Below are 18,265 nucleotides of genomic sequence, written 5' to 3' on the forward strand. Positions count from 1 at the left end.
CAGGTGAATTCAGAGTGAACTTATTTAACGACGAAATTGTTGAACTGCTCAATCAGTACTTCGATAAAGATGAGGAGTATGTTGAGTCAATATTACTTGCCTCATATGGATTCAATATCCAGTTTGTTAATTTTAGAATTCAATGTAATGAGCGTGTATTTGCTTCAATAGGTGGAAAAGAATACGAGTGGGAGGATGCTCCAAACTCCGGCCCGTGGGGTGCATTGGGTAGGCAGCTTGCTAAAAAAGCAGTATTGAAATCACCAAAGCTGTTAACCATAGAATTCGAAAGTGGGGATTCAATCGATATAGAGACCGAGGAAAGTCAATACGAATCTGTAATATTCGATTTTCCTTCTGAGGGCGAAGCCTTGGTTATGGAAATATTCTAATGAGCAAAAGGCCTAACAAATTTGTCCAGCCGACGTTTTGGTTTTGGCTCCTTTTTGTGTATGTCCTACGGCCATTTTTGAACAAAAATCCATTATAACCAAAACGCGGTTGACAAAGGCGTTATGTTTGAGAGACACCATGGAAAATAGCTCGCTTCAGCAGGAAATAGAAAAATTAATCAATTATCCGTCAACTCCAGCGTCAGAGTGGGTTAGGTGCGTTGAGTCTGCATCCGAGCCTGCTGTAGCTGGAGCAATTGCTCACTGGAAACGAATCAATAGCGGGATAACGGGCGGTAATTCTGATGCTGTCTCGAACAAGCGAGAAGCTGCTTCAGCAATTTTACAATATCGGCTATCCAATAAAAGTATTGCTACTATGGTCGCTTTAGAAAAATCCACAACTAGGCTCTCTTATGTAATGGTAGGTTTGGCTGTGGTGGGCTTGATTTTATCTGCTTTGCAAATACTGGGTTAGGCAGTTGTACAGGAGAAAAAAGCATAACAGTTAACATCAATCGGCAGACTTCGCCTGTTTGATATAAAAATTTATAGGCTTTTTACGCTACTGCGCGCAACGTTACATTTGCTGGAGGATTTCTCATGGCTAAAAAGCCCCCGTCACAACACGTGGTAAAAAGCTCAGATGGATGGGCTGTTAAAAAGGGTGGATCCACTAGAGCTACCAAAATTTTCTCCACCCAAAAAGAGGCCGTGTCTCATGGGTGAGAAATCGCTAAAAAGCAAAACGCTGAGTTCTATGTTCATGGAAAGGATGGAAAAATTCGAGAAAAAGATAGCTACGGAAAAGACCCGTATCCACCTAAAGATAAAAAATAGGTCGATAAAATGCGCCGTGACTTTGAGAGAAACGTATTTTTAAGGCCCGTTTGATGAGGATTTTAGACAGCTTCTGCTTGGTGTAGTGTTTACAATAATTTACTTCGGTTACAAGCCTAGGCTTTCTTTGGAGAGCGCTGACTCTGCTGAAAATAGAATAGACAAGATCACCAATATAATTAAGGAGTCCAAATTTGGAATCCATGCCCTTTCGAGGCTAGTATCGACGACCAAAGGAGAGGTATATCGCATGAATATGCCTTTTGAGTTAGGTATTGATTACGGATGCAAGAAACTTAAAGGCGGAAAGCGGAGCAAGAAGAAAATTTTGATTCTTGAAAAAGAGCGTTACCGCTTCCAGAAGGCTATATCTGATTTGTCTGGCTGTGACATCAAAAGCCATAATGATGAAGTCGACAAGATTATCTGTTCTGTTCGAAATTGGTTTATAACTGAAGAGTTAGGCAAAGGCGATAGCGGTAATATGGTATGGGATAGATATAACGATTCAAGCATACCTATACGATGAAGTAGTTGAAAAAGATGGTTATAAATCTACCGATGACGTAAGTCATACATCACATGAATGAATGGTTTGAGAAACAAATGTAACAAGTGTAGTCCATCGGAAAAATTACTCGTTGTGCTCGCAACTTTCCATAGCTATAGGTGTTCTGAAAAACTCAGAAACCAAGGAGCAATTAATGAAAACCTATTGCGCAGCAATGATGCTAATTAGCTTTACAAACTGTTGTTATGCAAAAGAGCTTTATCGCGCTCCCACTGCTGGTGATAGTGGCACATATTATGTATTAACTCATGAAAAAATTGAACGGCATATAAGCAAAGTTCTAACCAGCCGCATAGGAAAAAGCAATGAGTATACAGACTTTACTGAATTGAAAATTAACTGTGTATCAAAGCAGTATTTTGAGCTTGCTGGTAGTAATGAAGACGGGGCGAAGGAAAAACCAACTAAGCCACTTAAAGACTGGTCTAGTAAATCTAAATGGACTTCTCTTGTAGTAGGTTCTAACAAATATGACTTGGTTCAATTTCTTTGCAAAAAATATAAGGCATAAATAATTGTTCCAATTAGCGCACTGAGTGCGCTGAACAGTTTGTAAATAGCGGATTTATAATTTTCTGCGGAAATTTTTTCGCAAGACCGCGATTTGCGAACTGCTGTTGTACACAACATCCGCGGGACTATTTTCGCAAGAAAAGCAGACGCCTCAATACCGCATAACGAGGGGGCTAGACAAATGTCGAAGGAGACGCGAAACAAGTACAACCACCATGCCGAAGATTCTCGTTGTGTGAGCTTATCGGATTATCCGAAACCGCCGATTTTTAATCTAAGGATTATTCAGATTATTGAAAAACTAAAGAATCGCTCATACAGATAAAACACCAAACGAAGTACTCGTAAAGAGTACGAAGGCAACATGTAGAAATACAGGCTATTTTCATAAAACTATTATTTTGATAAATGGGATGAAATTATGAGCTGGAGAGGTGGCGTAGAACTGATGTTGAAAATTTTGCCCTTAGTAGACGAATATGTTGACGATGAGATTAGAGAGGGGTTTTTAGGAAATTTGCTTGATTTGCTTTCCTCGTATGATATGGATGTCTATGAGTTGGTGGGAATAAGGGAGGATCTTGATAAGTTAATTGGTGTTGACGAGGATGATGAAGAAAAGGAAGGGGATTATATAAGACACATAGAAGCCGAATACCTTGAATTACCAAAAACTCTCAGAGAGTATGACTTGAAGTTCATGGAAGAGAAGCTATACAAAATAATCCGCGATTCCGTTAAGTACAATTTTGAGAAAGTCAGAATGAGTCTAGAAAATGGTGGGGGTGATCTCCATGTTTGGGGTGTAGCTGACCCGCCTATTAATGAAGATAAGCTGCCGGTATCAATTGCAAACCTCCCTATATCATGGAATCTTTACTTGGGTTTTTATGTTGGACTGTGTAAGAAATACGAGAAAACGCATTATTATTTAGAATTCATTCCAAACAAAAATGGTAGCTATGAATTAACTGTCGAAGTGAATGATATTGAATGGCAATCATTGTCAATTTTTGGAATGTCGTTAGAAAAATTTATAGAGAAAAACAAAGAATCGCAATGAGGTCGTGCTCAAGGAACGATAGAGGTCTAAGGCATTTTTGCATAATTTAAAGAAGAGAGGATAAACACTTGTCTACATTGTTTAATGTAGATTGAATCAAGTCCGCCTTGTAGTAGCAAATATAATCCCATTCCAAACATTCTAAGGGAGGTAGTAGAGTTTATAAATTTAGCATTTTATGTAATTTATGCGATATTAATTTGGCAAACTATTTTGGCAGTTAAGGGGCGCACACGACGATAACGGAACATACAAGCGCATGTTGTCGGCGGTTTCTTTTGCTGCCTCAAGTCGGCTGTAAATGCGTTAGCTTTAGGGGATGCTATGAAAAAGCTAGCTGTAATTGTTTTAATTTTTACCTTTAGCAAAAGTTTTGCAATAGATTTTGAATTTGAAGGAGTGATGGAAGGATTGAAGTCCGATGAAAGAGATATTAATTTCTCTGGTTCCATTGAGTGCGACGAATCAGGAACATATCAATATCAAAAAACCGGAATACCAATTCCTCTAACCAGTCTTCCCATTTTTCGGGAGCTGGAGCGTTCTTCCGAAAACATGCTTTTTTGGTAGAAGGCAATGTAGACAAAAAGAGCGGTGCATTCATTCTAGAATACTACGATGGAAATTTACGTGGAGTATGGACTGACTTTAAAGCATATCGAAGGGTAAGAATTCAGCCAAAAAAAATAGCATTCCTTCGGGGGATTGTAGAAGCTGATAGTAAGGAATATGTTGTATCCAGAAAAATGGAAAGTGCTGATGAAGAAGCATTTTTCTTAGAAATAGATGGATTACCCGAACATAGACTAACCTCAGAACGGAGATGTCAAGGAGTGTATGGAATTGATATGGTATGGGTTAAGAAATCCGACGTAGGCTATGAGGTTGAATGGAGGGGAAACTCTCCTGGGCAAGCAGGGGTTGAGTATAGAGACAATAAAATAATTTCTGTAGGTGAAGTTAACAAGTCATCCGGTAGGCCGCTTGAAGCTGCCGCTGAGTCTGAGCGTTAAAAAGGGTTCCTAAGATGATAAGAAGAATCTATATTGCAGGGATAATTTTATTTTTAATCTCCCAGATATCTCATGCTGAAGTGTCGTTTGATTGTGAGATTGATAATTTAAATATTGTTGAGCTGGAAATATGCGGCTCAGCAGAGCTGCGTAATCTAGATGGTCTAATGGCTACACTTTTCAGTAAAATTAAAAAATATGGCATAACTGCAGCCATAGACGAACAAAAGGTATGGTTAAGAGATAGAAACACATGCGGAGAAAATAGTTGGTGCATCGATAATCGATATCGATCTAGAATTTCCGAACTTGCAAAAATATTAAAACTTGACAATCCTCAACATGTAACTTCACCTGAGCTTTTCACTACCTTAAATTGGATTGCCGACTCTCCCTTCGACAAGTCTCCTACATGCGAAAAATATGACGATATAAATCTCGACGGCAGAAAAGAGATTGTCTGCTGGCCTTATTGTGGTGGGCCTGCATGTGCTTGGTATTTTTTTGCAAGTATAAACGATATTTTTCGGTATCTTCCTGAACTAGAACAAGGAACTGCTAATGAGCTTTCTGTGCTCCCGGAGAATATGATCCCTGAACATATACTAAATAAGTACCCAGTACAAAATGGCAATGTTATAAATGGATGGCGGATACTTTATAGTAAATATACATACCAAGATATCTTTGAAGAAAGCTATTTTTGCTATTCAAAAGATCGATATATCCCATGCTAATGATGCAATCTAACAAGCTACCCCATTACCTAGTCATAAGCACGCGTGTGCGGAGCATTAGTAGACGAGAAAGAATGCAACTTCAAATGGAAGTAGTTAGTGAAATCCAAGTAAAGCGTTAACAAGTAAAAGCACGCGTCACTGGCAAAAGCTGTCATCTTCTGATTCCAAAATAGCCGCCTTGATGCGTTGTGTCTCCATGCGCCCCTAGAAAAGTAGACCCCTGACCATCGCCTAATGAAGGTCTATAAAACGTCAAAGTAAGCGTGATACAAGCACTACCAGTGTGCTGAGTGTTCTCTTTTCAAAGCCGTGCACCGCCTGGAGGACCCAAGACCAGTGCTGCCGAGGTACTCGCTTCGTATGCACCACTTTTAATGGAAGGTTAGGTACTACTCATATTCATGAAAATCTACCACGAAACTAAATCCTTTTTACAAAACAGTTTCCGCGCTATGGAAGCTTCGATACCTTCTCCTATCAGAGTAAAGTATGGGGAACGTTGGGTTCTGCGGTATCGTGAAGAACATCGTTGCCTTGAATTAGCAATTATTCAAAAGCTCGCCAGATATATTAGCGGCTTAAACGCGTCATTATTGCTGTTAGAGTCGGGGTATACCCAAGAACTTGGTGCAATTTTTCGAACGCTGGATGAGTTCCAGCAAGATATAGTATTTCTTGCCTTGCCAATTGTGGGTGGAATTAAGATAACGGAAACGCACAAAAAGTATCTTGAGCAATTTTTTCAGGAGGAGTTTGATAATCCGGAAAGTGCAATCCTATCTACGCAGAAAAGAGATCTGGTTCCGAGAAAGAAAATCTTGGCGATTATAGCTAACTCTGCCCAAGGCGGCCTTAATCCACATGACCAACGAGAAATATCCCGAACTCTTAGTCAGACATATAGCGGTTATGTTCATGGGGCATCATGCCACATATGCGAAATGATAGGAGGTAACCCGCCGCATTATTTTTTATCGGGTATGGCAGGGACATACCGCCAAGGAGAATTTGCGTATAACTATTGGGATTATGCATATCGTGGTCTTATTTCCTTAGTTCTCACAGCCAAGGCACTCGGTGAAGTTGAAATCGTCGATCAAGGATACAAGTTTATTAAACACTTTGAATCAATAACTGGCGATACCGGGAATGGCGATGCCGAAGCTCTCATGAAAAAAATTAAGCGCAAAGCTGACTAACACAGGCATTCAGTACTATAGCTTATCATTACAGCTTCACTTGGATCATAATGCCTTGCCTTTCATACTAAATAATCTCAATGGAGCTTGAAATGTCTGTTTCTGCAAGCCAAATTCTAACTATTGTTCTGATCTTCTTCTTATCGACAACTTGCTTATCCAGCGAAGGCAATACCAGTCGCTTCACTATTAAGAATGAATCTGTGGTATTAGATCTTGAATTTAATATACTTTGGACGCGTTGTTCTTTAGGGCAAACTCCTTCTATGAACAAATGCGAAGGTGAGGCCATTGCTGTAGATCCAGCGACAGGGATGCCGAAAGAATTTAATTATAATGATGAAGCCGGTTGGAGGCTCCCCACGCCTCAAGAGTTAAGCTCTCTCGTCATTTGTAGTTCCGGGTTACGTGCAAGGCTAGATGAAGAAAGTGATGGAGGAGGGTGCGAAGGTGAATTCACAGCTCCGACAATCAATACAGAAATTTTTCCTGACACACCTACAAAAGCAGCTTTTTGGTCTGATGGAGGCTGCGGTGGTTACGCAATGGCAACTTACTTTCAAAATGGATCAACCTATTGCTACACATTGAACGATGGTCCTCAGTACGTACGGCTCGTACGAGATTTGTGATCTTCTAGAAAATTGTCAAATAATTGATTAGAGCACTATTTCAAGTCATTATGTTTCCTTACCGAATGCAGGATGGCGAACTTCAATTCCTCATCGGCAAACGAGCCGATGGCGGGTATTGGCAAGCAATCTCCGGTGGAGGCGAGTACGCCGAAAACCCCTTGGAGGCAGCTCAACGAGAGCTGTATGAGGAAGCGGGGTTAAAAGGGCAAAACTGGGTCCAGTTGGAAAGCATGTGCACTCTTCCAAAAATATATTATCGTGGCCATGAAAGCTGGACTGGCATTAAGCACGTCATTCCTGAATATGCTTTTATGGCTCATTGCTCCGGTAATGAAACTATTTCGGACGAACATTCGGAATTAAGATGGGTTTCGGCTGATGAGGCTCACTTGCTGCTAAAGTACGATTCGAATAGGAATGTTCTGTGGGAGGCGTGTCAGCGTATTTGCTTCTAATACGATGCGGCAAGGGAGCTTCATAGCGCAGTATTACTATATATTTCATTACTGTTTGGACGTTAGCCACTATGAAATATTCTTTGATGTCAGTGGTTGTACTTCTATCCTCTGCAAGTTATGCAGGTGGCAACGCATTTCCAGTGACGGTTGAAAGTTTGGTAACCAACGGTCCCCAATTTAATGTCACCCTGAATATCGCAGAAGGTCATTCCTGGGATGAAGCTGAATGCCAGTTGATCAGGGTGTCCGGCTATTATGATGCGAAAAAATGGCAGCGTTATAAAGGTAAACCAATGAATGCCGAGTTGCATAAAGAGGCTTTAAAGACATTGGTGTTAGCGCAAGAGAAAAACACGCTCGTGTGGTTCGGGTATTTTGGTGCCGGCATGCAGCGTGAGTCCGAATGTACCTATCTCAGTAGAGGACTAATTGTGGAGCAGGGATACATATACTCAATCTATAACAGCATCTAGCATTCATTGGTATACCTGCTCTCACTGCGCCTTTGGTCTTAGGGAAAACTTGGAATTCTTTCCTGATTAGAAAAACTGCTTAACAGTTGGCTAATAAAAGTAGAGAGATGTAATCAAGCAGAGTTTAAACTTTGGGCAATATAAATGAATAAATTAAAGTTTTTCTACGGTTTGCTTTTTGGGCTATCTTTCTGCCTGATTATTTTCTCAAACGCTATGGCTGATACGGCTGACATACAAATTTGTTCGGATCACCCTGACGAGTTATATGCAAGCGGAGGCGTTTGTAAAGTGCATGCGACTGTTGTTCAAGAGATATCATCGCCAGTGTATCGCGCAATAGAGGGTTGTTTGGATGCATCAGTAAGTATCGAAAACAATGAATTCTTAGTTGATTGGAACATTGGTACTCCTCGCGCTAAAGCTCATGTTTATGAGAATGATCTAAATTATTGGATAGCTTTCAACATAAAAGGGGATGCCGGGGGCGGATTTATTTGTCTTGTAGAAAAGATGAAAAATAGAGTTGTATGGATTGAAGCTCAACATTGATATGCCGTGGTTTTTGAACTGCCTGATGTCCATGCTGCCGGGGTGTCATTGGCACAGAGATAAATAATCGAAAGGAACCGAGACTTTGAGTGAAAATGGAATCATTCTGATCGGTCCAATTGGTGCCGGCAAAAGCACAATTGGCAAGCTGCTTTCAAAGAGGCTTAATATGCCCCAATGTTCGATAGACAAGTATCGATGGGGTTACTACGAAGAGATGGGCTATGATAACGAATACGCTCAGCGCCTCAAATCAGAAGAAGATATAAATTTAAATAAGCATTTAATAGACCAAAAGTCGAATTATGAACTTGCGAAGCACATCGTATATACGGATGGCTCGGAGCCAGAGGATACGGCTTTGGAGGTTTTGGCAAAGATATATAGTGAATAATAAACTTTAGCTGAAAAATAGGCTAAATTTATACCTACCATTCTTTTAAAAGTTAAAAAGGAAATACATACATGGAAAAGGTTATCTAATCCCCCCCTCTCATTATTTCGGAAGAAACAACTAAACAGGAGTTTTATCATGCATCGATTATATTACTTTACCGTCATTTTTCTGCTGCTCTTTTCTTCATTATCAGTCGCACAAATTTCAGTGCTTTCTGATGACTTTGAGGCGGGCATCGGGAACTGGTCTAATGTCAGCTTAGATGACAACAGGAACTGGACGCGACATGTTGGTCCTACTCCATCGTCTGGAACGGGGCCGAACACAGGAGCTAATGGCAGCGGTTATTACATGTATTTGGAAACATCTTCAGGCTCTGCTTATTACTCAGGTGATTCTGCGATATTGCAAAGTCCCGCTATCAACGATGCGGGAATTAGCTTGGCTTTTCAATATCACTTATACGGTACCAATATTGGTACGCTGGCCGTTGATGTGCTTGTTAATGGCATTTGGATAAATAATATATGGTCCGTTTCCGGTCAACAACAGAACAGTAACGGTGCCGCCTGGTCTTCTGTTGAAGTTGATTTAAGCAATTATTCTGTATCTCAAATACGTTTTCGCGCTACGGCTGCTGGAGGGTTTTTGGGGGATATGGCGATAGATAATGTTGCCATTCTGTCCACCCCAAGTGGTCCGGTGGCACCGGCATTTAACAGTGATCCAATTATCAAATCCGGTGCTATTCCAGATGAAGTTTATAACAATAGCCTTGCTGGAGATGCCAGTGATGCCAACAACGATTCATTGATTTATACCAAAATTTCCGGTCCTGCCTGGTTAAGTATTGCAGCAAACGGAGAGTTAAGTGGAATACCTAATCAGGTGGACTTGGGGCTTAACTCATTTCAGATCGAGGTTAGCGATGGCCAATTCACGGATAGTGCAATATTGGAGATAGACGTTAACTATGCTCCGACTATATTGTTCAGCGATGTTTTTGAAGCAGGTTTCGGTAACTGGAGTAATACCGCATCCGGTGATAATCGGGAATGGCTACGTGATTCCCTCGGTACGCCATCCTCAGGTACGGGTCCAGCCACTGGCGCTAACTCAACGGCTTATTACCTCTATCTCGAAACGTCGTCAGGCCAAGCGTATTACACCGGCGACTCGGCAATACTGCTCAGTCCATCAATTAGCGATCTTAATATTCATCTTGTTTTCCAGTATCACATGTATGGTGCTGATATTGGCACCTTGTCCGTTGACGTATTATCGGAAGGCAGCTGGATTAATGATGTATGGTCTCTCAGTGGTCAGCAACAATTATCTAACAATGCCGCGTGGTCTACAGTTGATGTAGATCTAAGTGAATACAGCGTCTCGCAAATACGCTTTCGCGCCACCGCCGCTGGTGGGTTTACTGGCGATATGGCAATCGATTCAGTGGAGATAAATTCTCATTTTATTCCTGAGGAAGATGCGGATGCGGACGGCGTGATTGATGGCGTTGACTTATGTCCCGAAACACCGACAGGTGAATCGGTAAACAGTGATGGTTGTGCTCCATCGCAACTGGATACCGATAACGATGGTGTTATGGATAACGAAGATGTTTTTCCGTTAGATCCGACAGAGTGGTTGGATATCGACAGTGATGGCGTAGGTGATAACGGTGATGCATTCCCGAACGATCCGTCCGAGTCCGCTGATTCCGATGGCGATGGTGTGGGAGACAATGCTGATGTATTTCCTAATGATCCCACAGAAACTATCGATAGCGATAACGATGGTACGGGTGATAACAGTGACGTTTTCCCGAATGATCCCTCCGAGACAGCCGATTCCGATGAGGACGGCGTGGGAGACAATGCCGATGCATTTCCAAATGATCCTACGGAAACTATCGATAGCGATAACGATGGTGTAGGTGATAACAGTGATGTTTTCCCAAGCAACCCCTCCGAGACGGCTGATTCCGATGGTGATGGTGTGGGTAACAACGCCGATGCATTTCCTAATGACCCTACAGAAACTACCGATAGCGATAACGATGGTGTAGGCGATAACAGTGATAAATACCCCACCTTACACAGTGCGGTAGCTAATGTAACGATTCTTTCTCCAGCTACGGATACGTTAATTACAGCAGGAACACCACTGATTTTTGGTGCGCTTGCGAATGATGCTGTATTTGGTGATATTTCCGAAAATGTGCAATGGGAGTCGGATTTATCGGGTAGCTTTACACCCGACTCCAACACTGGTGAATTTGCATTGCCTCCCGGCGAACATGCGGTGGTTGCACTGATTACTGACAGTAATGGTAACCTCGCTTCACGATTTGTTCGCGTAGTCGTAACCAGTGACGAAAGTAGCGCCGTAGAAATTATCCCCAGTATGGAAGAGGTCACGGATGTATCCTCTGATGGAGCATTTTTTGTTGGGCACCAACAAGATCCTGGAAATAATCCACTTGTTATTGGGAGTGATACAGCAGGTTTATTGAACATGAATAGTGTTCGGGGTGCTTACGATTTTCGAATTTCTGATAATGGTGAAGTAGTTGCTAGCGTTTCCAACGGCTCGAATTACGACGCATTACTGATTAAGAATGGAAGTGGTTTAAATGAGAGCTTGGAGCTGACAGGTTTGATGGGCGCCTCCTTCTCTAGCTATGCGCTGGATATTTCTGCAGACGCTCAGACTATTGTCGGTATGTCATTCGCTCCTTCCGGTAAATTCGAAGCGGTAATATGGAATAACAATGGTGCTGTTACCAGCTTGGGTTCACTTGGAAATTATTATTACACGGAAGCCTTGCGCACATCGGATCAAGGCGGTGTGATTGTCGGTTTTGGAGGAAATGAACCCAATTTCATTACCGGTTCTCACAAGGCGTGGCGTTGGGATGCAAGCTCAGGGATTGCTCTGTTAGGAGACCTTGAAGGTGGAACACAGGGCAGTCACCCTGGCAACATGACGCCAGATGGTTCTGTGGTTGTGGGTTATTCCAGCTCCGATATTGGTATGGAGGCGTTTATCTGGTCAGCAGAATATGGAATGCAAGGGTTAGGTGTTGCATATACGGGTGCCTTTATCGATCCCATTGATATCAGCGCCGATGGAAATATTGTCGTTGGTAATTCAGATGCAGGACCGTTTATCTGGACCAAAGGATTAGGAGCACGTTCACTTCAGAACTATCTTCAAGAAGTATATGGAATTGACTTTGCTGAAAATGATCCTAATTCAACTTATACATTGCATACCGTTACTGCTATTTCAGATGATGGTCGAGTAATTACTGGGCGATTAAAACAGCGGAAGGGCGGCTATTATTATGACAATGGGTTTGTGGTCAGGCTTACCCCTAGAGAGAATGAAAATTTTGAAAAATCTTCTGTAGATTTTGGTGATCGTATTCTGACTACACCAGTTAGAGGGCTGTCTGGCGAAATTATTTTTGCCACGGATGACGATCAAGTGATTGCGTTAGACGAAAACCAAAATGTGCTATGGAGTTTTAATGTAGGCGCACAAATTTCACAGCCCAGTGTCAACCCTGGGACGGGCGATATCTATTTCGGTGCATACGACGGTGAAGTCTATTCATTGAGTTCCGGCGGCACTCTTAACTGGACTTATACGCCTACAGGTAAACTATTTTCCAAGCCGGCCATTGCACCTGATGGAACTGTCTATTTTTTGTCAGCAGGCTTTAGATTGCATGCGCTTGATCAGCAAGGAAACTTGTTATGGATGCAGTCTATTCCATTCAAGCAATATGACAATATGGCTTATTACTTTCCCGCCGTGAGTACGAGTGGTCAGATCTACGTGGCGAATTACGACGGTTTGTTGTATGGATTAAGTCCGCAGGGCACGATACTGTGGAGCTTCGACACCACACCTTATACCGCGCGATACAACTTCATTCGATCCCCGGTTGTCAGCGGCAATGGTATGGTGGCTGTCGGTGGTTCATTTGGAACGCTTTTTGCCTTTGATGAGTCCGGAGAATTAATGTGGGAATATAACGCTGGCGAGGTGCTTCAAACTGATGAGGCTGAAATACGACAAGCACCCGTTATAGACTCGAACGACGTCATCTATATACCAGTTGATACGTATCCCGATGATGGTGGATATGTCCAAGCCATCGATATCGACGGTACCCTCTTATGGCAAGGAGAGCTGAAAAGTCGAGCGCTTAGCTCTCCTGTAATTGACCCAGATGGAGGAATATTAATTCGTGACGGCTCTTATGGAGTTCGTTCTTTCTCCAGTAGCGGAAGTCTGAACTGGTTCTCTTGGCTCAATTCACAGTTAGTAACTGAACCTTTTGTGAATAGCAACCAAGTAATCCTGGGAGACACGGAGGGTCGCTTACACTTTGTTGACAAACCTTCGCTATAGAGCGAGTCGTTTGGTATTAAATTCTTCGAGCTGATTCGCCGTAGCAAGTCAGCTCGGATGATCACTTAAAAGTTTTGCAGATAAGATTTGAAGATCAGCCGCAGAAACAGCGACCTGGTCTTCTATCTTATTACTTCTTTTAATCCCGCAAGCATTAATTAAACGTAGGTCGGATTAGCCAAAGGCGTAATCCGACAATACAACGGCAGAAGAAATTTACCTCACACCAAAAACCAATCACACCAACCTACCAAAATTTCTACCATTTGCTAAATGCTTATACCGCCGCCGCAACAACAGCATACCCACCACTCCAACCACCAATAACACACCAGAACCCGGTGCGGGGATCGGTTTAATATCCATCGTCAAAATCGATCTGCCAATCCAGATACTGCCTTCGAGTACCGTAAAGCGCGCGGTGGAGTAGCCATCCTTGTTAATAAAGAACGGGTCAGGGTTTATCACAAAACCCTCCGGGGGAACTCGTCCAAAATCAAACCCATGGCCTTGAGACACCATATAAAATGGCCACTCCCATTTGCCATTTTTGGGGTCACGTATTTCGAGCGTGAGCGTAAATGAAGGCAGGTTGCCGTCGGGAACGAAACCATACTTGCGCATATCATGCGACAGCGTAACGAAGTGGCCGGGGTTGTAGACCTTATTAAACGTTAAAACATCCTCGACAATATAAGCGTGTGACAGCGAAGTAAGAAAAAGAAGAAAAACTGCAGACAGTAGCCGATAATTCCTCATTGCCAAATCCTCCTGAAAAATATTATTACTCTGACGCCAGATAAGCGTTGGTCTTATTACCACGCAAGTTATAAACCAGGTGTATGAAAGCCAAGGGAAATCAGCTAGCTAACAAAAGGCCTGTCATTCAATTCTTCGGCAATAAAAACGGTTTGATAAGTTTGTCGACATATTTCTTATAAATGGATGTCGATTTTAAAACCCGCTGTTCGACTATCGGGTACCACCCCGTTTAAGGAGACTGTTTATGGCGTCGACAATAATGACTGCTTCTGCATCGGACGAGTTGTCCATTATTAACACCATTGTTTTGGCTTTTGCTACTGATCCCATGGCACGTTGGTCCTGGCCGGATGCGTCGCAATACCTCAATGTCATGCCGCAGTTTATTCGGGCATTTGGTGGTGATGCGTTTCAACGTGGTAGCGCGCATTGCACTGCCGACCACCGTGGTGCCGCCTTATGGTTACCTCCTGGGGCCAGCCCGGATGAAAATGCCATGGGCGAAATTATTGAGGCGAGTGTGTCACCGGCTATGCTGGGTGATGTCTACGCGGTGATTGAAAAAATGGAGCAGTTCCATCCCGCCGAACCGCATTGGTATTTACCCTTGATGGGTGTCGACCCTGTTCTGCAAGGTCAGGGCTATGGCTCTGCGTTACTCAGCCACGCATTACAACAATGTGACCGTGAAGGTTCCCTGGCTTATCTCGAATCATCTAACCCCAGGAATATTCCACTGTATAAACGGCATGGTTTCCGGATAATTGGAGAGATTCAATCAGGCTCATCGCCGACGATGACGGCCATGCTCAGGGCACCTTCGCCACTGAAATAAAGTGGTGTTATAGTAAGCAAAACTTTCATTCATAAGGAGATTTACATGATCCAGTGTATCCGCAAATTAGTCGTTGTCTCTTCCCTCGCCATCATGGTTTCCCCCGCGTTTGCGGAAAATAGCGCGTGCTTAATGGAGGGTAGCTTCACCATGCTTGGGCAAACCACACAAATTAAAGATTGCATGGAGAGCGGCGGTGTAGCGCAAGAGCAATTTGTTGAGACTTGTGAAGGTATTTCCAATGCCGCTGTTGCCTTCGGTGCAGAGCCAGCCAAAATCACTTATCTTGCAGCTTGTCCCGCTGGTGCTCAGGGCTCCTGTAAAGGTTTATTTGGTTCGCCCATGACGGCTTATTACTATAAAAGAGATGCTGAAACGCTCGCCGATACCAAAAAAGGTTGTGTCGCTCAAGGCGGCGAATGGCATTGATGGAGAGTGGCATTGATCCTGATTGACTCCTAGCTTATGTATTCATAAGCGAAATGGCGAGAGAAAGGTAAAAGCATGAAAGCAAAAGAACGTGATGCATTGCTGGACATATTGAAAGCCCGTTTTGAAAAAAACATGAACCGCCATAAAGGGCTTGCGTGGGATAAGGTTCAGGCAAAGCTTGAAGCCAATACCAAAAAATTGGATGCACTTCATGAAATGGAGAAAACCGGCGGCGAGCCGGATGTGGTGGGTTACGATAAAAAAACTGGCGAATATATTTTTTACGACTGCTCGGCAGAAACACCCAAAGGACGCCGAAGTGTGTGCTATGACCGTGAAGGATTGGAATCTAGAAAAGAGCATAAGCCAGCAAACAATGCTATTGATATGGCTACCGCTATGGGAATAGATCTCTTGACAGAAGAGCAGTATCGAGAACTGCAACAGCTCGGCACCTTCGATACAAAGACGTCGAGTTGGTTAAAAGTCCCACCGGAAATCAGAAAGCTCGGCGGCGCTATCTTCGGTGACTCTCGTTACGGCAGGGTGTTTGTGTATCACAACGGTGCGCAGTCATACTACAGCAGCCGCGGTTTTCGCGGGTTATTGAGAGTGTGACTTTTCAGGGTTTCATCAAATAAATATCGGAGAGCGTATGAAAATAATAACTTACTTACTCCTGCTTCTGTCTTATGTTGTGCTGGCGGTCTCTGGTTGTAGCAATATAGGCAATGATGCTTCAGCGAACGCTCACTCAACGACGAAACCTGAGCGTATCGAGAATCATAGTGGAGTGGATAATCTCGATGGCTATAGCTGGATGAACCGCCCAACAGTATTCAATGTAAACAACGGCATTGTGTATTTTACATCTGAGCCAAAGACTGACTTCTTCAACGACCCTGAATCCGGAAAAGCCACTGCGACTGCACCGCTTTTATATAAAAATATTGAAGGTGATTTTGTTGCCACAGCACTCGTTAAGCCGGATTTTTCCGATACCTGGAATGCTGCGGCATTAATGGTTCATATCGACGAATCGACTTGGATCAAGTTTGCTTTTGAACGATCAGATGCAACCGGGAGAAGTATTGTCAGTGTCGTCACCAAGGGTGTATCCGATGATGCCAACGGTGCTGTGTTAGCTGAAAGCGACTCGGCCTGGCTGCGCATCATTCGTAAGGGGGATGTATATTCCATGCTGTGGTCAGAGGACGGCAGCCACTACACCATGGCGCGGTTGACAAAAATGCCAGCTTCTCCCAGTGTAAAAGTGGGCGTAGAGGTGCAAAGCCCTTTGGAGAATTCCGCGCAACATGAAATACACCTCTTTAATATCGAACACCGCACGGTCGACAATCTACGAACAGGCATCTAACAATCTTCATTATTAAGAGTAAAGGTGAACACATGTTCAGTACCGGATTTGCTGGCGGTAGCGCATTGACAAAAGTTGTTAATGAGGGTGTTAAAGATTTGGATAAAAATCTTGTCCTGAAATTTAACGGCGCTACAGAGTAGTTGATTGTTACGGAATAATTAGTAGAAGAAAGGCAGATTGCAAAAGTAATCTGCCTTTTGTGTTTCTTAAAGAGTATTTTTTATCGACAGGAGAACAGGTTTGCGACGCCTTGCATTAAGGATAACAGTAATAGCTACATTGCCTTTACTCGCCTGCACATCACCTGGCGGATCATCAACGGCAGAAAGCTCTGTGCCGTATGAACAAGATATTAATCTGGGTAATTTTTTTTCTGGCATAGACCCGGCTGATGCGACCTTTGTGGTCTATCACCCCGCGTCACATCAATTTATCAGGCACAACGCTGCGCGTGCACAGCAGCGTTTTATCCCGGCCTCAACGTTTAAAATTCCCAATTCGCTCATAGCCCTGGAAACCGGCGTAGCCGAAAATGCTGAGCATATTATTCCGTGGGATGGCGCGACGGCGGCAGGGTTCTGGTCACCTAACTGGTCGAAAGATCATACGCTTCGCTCGGCGTTCAAACATTCGGTTTATTGGTATTACCAATCATTAGCGCACGAGATCGGCGCGGAAGGGATGCAGGCATATCTTGATCAATTTCATTATGGTAATGGCTCCACGGCCGGTGGGCTGGACCAATTCTGGCTTCACGGTGGACTGCGTATTTCAGCGGATGAGCAGGTGCAATTCCTTGCGCGCATGTACAACGGAGAATTGGACATTTCACCTCAGTCCGTGGCGATTGTTAAAGATTTGATGATCCTGGAGGATAACCCAGCCTATCGACTCGGCGGTAAAACGGGCACCGCCGATGTTACGCCCACCCGCGAGCTCGCCTGGCTGGTGGGTTATGTTGAGCGAAATAATGATGTATGGTTTTATGCACTCAATATGGAAGGCGAAGATGTGTGGGAGCGTTGGGGCAAACCCTCAGCACGCTTAGCGTTGGTGCGCGATCTCCTGCAAGAATTGAATGTTATTCCATCTAAGTCATAACCACATACAATTTCAGCATAATTTACCGGTTAGTAACGTAACAGGAGGCATAAAAATGAAACCAGCACTTTATTTTATTACGGTAGTGACCAAAGATCTGAATAACGCTATCAAACTTTATCAAGAAGGGCTTGGCCTGCCACTGACTGCAAAGGGTCCAGGCAACGAGGAACCGGTATACGCGAAATTTGATTTACAACATGGGTTGTCACTGGTGCTTGTGACGGAGCAGCAGTTTCAGGAGTTTACCCACATTGATACACAGGGAAGCCGTTCAAGTCAGGTGATTTTCAGCTTACCGAAGACCTCTCGGGAGGAGGTGAAAGCAGCCTATGAGCAAGCCATACAACTGGGCGGTAAATCTTTAATCGTCCCGGCAGATCGAGAAATAGGTTATTCGGCATCCCTGTTGGATCTGGATGGAAATGTGATTGAAATTATTCTTGATGAAGAGTTGCCGGAGATCATGTTAGCTGAATAAGT

Annotated in this window: 22 protein-coding genes and 1 pseudogene; 22 read left to right on the plus strand and 1 reads right to left on the minus strand. The window is 43.4% G+C overall.

Annotated elements, in window-relative coordinates; all coding sequences use genetic code 11:
* Nucleotides 1-14: 14 nt before the first annotated feature.
* The 16 genes and pseudogenes from CBR65_RS15190 (at nt 15) to CBR65_RS15265 (ending at nt 13,271) form a co-directional block, all read left to right on the plus strand.
* The gene (locus tag CBR65_RS15190; protein WP_087467645.1) at nt 15-392 is read left to right on the plus strand and encodes a hypothetical protein; all 378 of its coding nucleotides are present in this window, start codon (nt 15-17) and stop codon (nt 390-392) included.
* A 139-nt stretch (nt 393-531) separates the two neighbouring features.
* The gene (locus tag CBR65_RS15195; protein ID WP_087467646.1) at nt 532-870 is read left to right on the plus strand and encodes a hypothetical protein; all 339 of its coding nucleotides are present in this window, start codon (nt 532-534) and stop codon (nt 868-870) included.
* 125 nt (nt 871-995) lie between these two features.
* A pseudogene (locus CBR65_RS15200) lies at nt 996-1,232 on the plus strand (DUF2188 domain-containing protein).
* 250 nt (nt 1,233-1,482) lie between these two features.
* Entirely contained in the window at nt 1,483-1,761 is a 279-nt protein-coding gene (locus CBR65_RS22145; protein ID WP_157672095.1) for a hypothetical protein, read from the plus strand.
* A 175-nt stretch (nt 1,762-1,936) separates the two neighbouring features.
* Nucleotides 1,937-2,314: a hypothetical protein gene (locus tag CBR65_RS15210; protein WP_087467648.1), complete on the plus strand. Its 378-nt coding sequence runs from the start codon at nt 1,937-1,939 to the stop codon at nt 2,312-2,314.
* A 423-nt stretch (nt 2,315-2,737) separates the two neighbouring features.
* Nucleotides 2,738-3,379: a hypothetical protein gene (locus CBR65_RS15215; RefSeq protein ID WP_087467649.1), complete on the plus strand. Its 642-nt coding sequence runs from the start codon at nt 2,738-2,740 to the stop codon at nt 3,377-3,379.
* A 324-nt stretch (nt 3,380-3,703) separates the two neighbouring features.
* On the plus strand, nt 3,704-3,949 hold the full coding sequence (locus CBR65_RS15220; protein WP_087467650.1) for a hypothetical protein: 246 nt from the start codon (nt 3,704-3,706) through the stop codon (nt 3,947-3,949).
* Nucleotides 3,943-4,392, plus strand: a complete 450-nt coding sequence (locus CBR65_RS15225; protein WP_087467651.1) for a hypothetical protein — start codon at nt 3,943-3,945, stop codon at nt 4,390-4,392. The genes CBR65_RS15220 and CBR65_RS15225 overlap by 7 nt, the downstream gene beginning before the upstream one ends.
* A 14-nt stretch (nt 4,393-4,406) precedes the next feature.
* The gene (locus tag CBR65_RS15230; RefSeq protein ID WP_087467652.1) at nt 4,407-5,129 is read left to right on the plus strand and encodes a lysozyme inhibitor LprI family protein; all 723 of its coding nucleotides are present in this window, start codon (nt 4,407-4,409) and stop codon (nt 5,127-5,129) included.
* Between the two features lie 404 nt (nt 5,130-5,533).
* Complete coding sequence (locus CBR65_RS15235) at nt 5,534-6,331, plus strand: hypothetical protein (RefSeq protein WP_087467653.1); 798 nt, start codon at nt 5,534-5,536, stop codon at nt 6,329-6,331.
* 92 nt (nt 6,332-6,423) lie between these two features.
* The gene (locus tag CBR65_RS15240; RefSeq protein WP_157672096.1) at nt 6,424-6,963 is read left to right on the plus strand and encodes a DUF1566 domain-containing protein; all 540 of its coding nucleotides are present in this window, start codon (nt 6,424-6,426) and stop codon (nt 6,961-6,963) included.
* A 65-nt stretch (nt 6,964-7,028) separates the two neighbouring features.
* The gene (locus CBR65_RS15245; RefSeq protein ID WP_198300755.1) at nt 7,029-7,421 is read left to right on the plus strand and encodes an NUDIX pyrophosphatase; all 393 of its coding nucleotides are present in this window, start codon (nt 7,029-7,031) and stop codon (nt 7,419-7,421) included.
* Between the two features lie 71 nt (nt 7,422-7,492).
* Complete coding sequence (locus CBR65_RS15250) at nt 7,493-7,897, plus strand: hypothetical protein (protein ID WP_087467655.1); 405 nt, start codon at nt 7,493-7,495, stop codon at nt 7,895-7,897.
* A 144-nt stretch (nt 7,898-8,041) separates the two neighbouring features.
* Nucleotides 8,042-8,449, plus strand: coding sequence for a hypothetical protein (locus CBR65_RS15255; RefSeq protein WP_087467656.1), 408 nt, complete (start codon nt 8,042-8,044; stop codon nt 8,447-8,449).
* Nucleotides 8,450-8,534: 85 nt separating this feature from the next.
* Nucleotides 8,535-8,843: an AAA family ATPase gene (locus CBR65_RS15260; RefSeq protein ID WP_157672097.1), complete on the plus strand. Its 309-nt coding sequence runs from the start codon at nt 8,535-8,537 to the stop codon at nt 8,841-8,843.
* 138 nt (nt 8,844-8,981) lie between these two features.
* Entirely contained in the window at nt 8,982-13,271 is a 4,290-nt protein-coding gene (locus CBR65_RS15265; RefSeq protein ID WP_087467657.1) for a PQQ-binding-like beta-propeller repeat protein, read from the plus strand.
* A gap of 237 nt (nt 13,272-13,508) precedes the next feature.
* On the opposite strand, the gene CBR65_RS15270 is transcribed toward CBR65_RS15265, so the two are convergent.
* Nucleotides 13,509-14,030, minus strand: a complete 522-nt coding sequence (locus CBR65_RS15270) for a PEP-CTERM sorting domain-containing protein (RefSeq protein WP_087467658.1) — start codon at nt 14,028-14,030, stop codon at nt 13,509-13,511.
* 247 nt (nt 14,031-14,277) lie between these two features.
* On the opposite strand from CBR65_RS15270, the gene CBR65_RS15275 reads away from it, so the two are divergent.
* The 6 genes from CBR65_RS15275 (at nt 14,278) to CBR65_RS15300 (ending at nt 18,263) form a co-directional block, all read left to right on the plus strand.
* Nucleotides 14,278-14,868, plus strand: coding sequence for an N-acetyltransferase (locus CBR65_RS15275; RefSeq protein WP_087467659.1), 591 nt, complete (start codon nt 14,278-14,280; stop codon nt 14,866-14,868).
* Nucleotides 14,869-14,913: 45 nt separating this feature from the next.
* On the plus strand, nt 14,914-15,297 hold the full coding sequence (locus tag CBR65_RS15280; protein ID WP_087467660.1) for a hypothetical protein: 384 nt from the start codon (nt 14,914-14,916) through the stop codon (nt 15,295-15,297).
* Nucleotides 15,298-15,372: 75 nt separating this feature from the next.
* Nucleotides 15,373-15,918 carry a DUF4256 domain-containing protein gene (locus CBR65_RS15285; protein ID WP_087467661.1) on the plus strand — a complete coding sequence of 182 codons (546 nt, stop codon included), beginning with the start codon at nt 15,373-15,375 and terminating at the stop codon, nt 15,916-15,918.
* Between the two features lie 37 nt (nt 15,919-15,955).
* Nucleotides 15,956-16,678, plus strand: coding sequence for a DUF1349 domain-containing protein (locus CBR65_RS15290; RefSeq protein WP_087467662.1), 723 nt, complete (start codon nt 15,956-15,958; stop codon nt 16,676-16,678).
* A 336-nt stretch (nt 16,679-17,014) separates the two neighbouring features.
* Nucleotides 17,015-17,782 carry a penicillin-binding transpeptidase domain-containing protein gene (locus CBR65_RS15295; RefSeq protein ID WP_157672098.1) on the plus strand — a complete coding sequence of 256 codons (768 nt, stop codon included), beginning with the start codon at nt 17,015-17,017 and terminating at the stop codon, nt 17,780-17,782.
* A gap of 55 nt (nt 17,783-17,837) precedes the next feature.
* A complete protein-coding gene (locus CBR65_RS15300; RefSeq protein ID WP_087467664.1) occupies nt 17,838-18,263 on the plus strand; it encodes a VOC family protein in 426 nt (141 codons plus the stop codon).
* The last annotated feature ends 2 nt before the right edge of the window (nt 18,264-18,265 follow it).

Origin of the sequence: Cellvibrio sp. PSBB006 (assembly GCF_002162135.1) — a bacterium.
Taxonomy (GTDB): Bacteria; Pseudomonadota; Gammaproteobacteria; order Pseudomonadales; family Cellvibrionaceae; genus Cellvibrio.